Here is a 689-nt window from a genome sequence, read left to right on the forward strand (position 1 = left end):
GACCACAGCCAGGGCAGCGCGGGCACGGTGATCAGGATGCTGCCATCGACCCCCAGCCGCTGGCGCAGCGCGACGAGCGCGCCATGATCGTCCTCGACATGCTCGAGCACGTCGAGCATCGCGATCAGGTCGAACCGCTCGCCCTCGAACCCGATCCGGTCGGGCAGCAGCCCCGGCGCCACCTGGCGTGGTGCACGAAGCGAGGCGTAGGCGCGCGCGTCGTCATCGAGCTCGAACGCGTCGATGTCACCGAACTGGGCCAGCATGGCGAGGTTGCCGCCATAGCCGCAGCCGGCCTCGAGGATCCGGGGCTGCTCGGGCAGGCGCGCGAAGGTGCGGATCAGCCGCGCGACGATGGCCCGGCGCCCGACAAACCACCAGTGCCGGTCCTGCAGGTCGCGCAGCGAGTGATAGGCAGCAGCTTCCACCGGATCAGAACCCGACCTTGTCGGCGACGATGTACAGCGGGCGGCCGCGCACCTGCTTGGCGATGCGGCCGATATATTCGCCCATCAGCCCCAGGCTGAGCAGGTTGAGCCCGCCCAGCATCAGCACCGCCGCCATCAGCGAGGCATAGCCGGGCGTATCGACACCGAACAGCACGGTGCGGATCACCAGAAATCCGGCATAGCCAAAGGCGAGCAGCGAGATGACGCTGCCCAGGATCGTCCAGATGCGCAGCGGGAAGG

Annotated in this window: 1 protein-coding gene and 1 pseudogene; both read right to left on the bottom strand. The window is 68.5% G+C overall.

What is annotated here, in order from left to right; all coding sequences use genetic code 11:
* Positions 1 to 428 (bottom strand): class I SAM-dependent methyltransferase (locus ACT6QU_RS19475; RefSeq protein WP_444837032.1); only part of this gene is annotated, 428 nt, incomplete at its 3' end.
* Positions 429 to 432: 4 nt separating this feature from the next.
* Positions 433 to 689: pseudogene (locus ACT6QU_RS19480) on the bottom strand (glycosyltransferase); the annotation flags it as partial.

Source organism: Aliihoeflea sp., assembly GCF_052435475.1.
GTDB lineage: Bacteria > Pseudomonadota > Alphaproteobacteria > Rhizobiales > Rhizobiaceae > Aliihoeflea.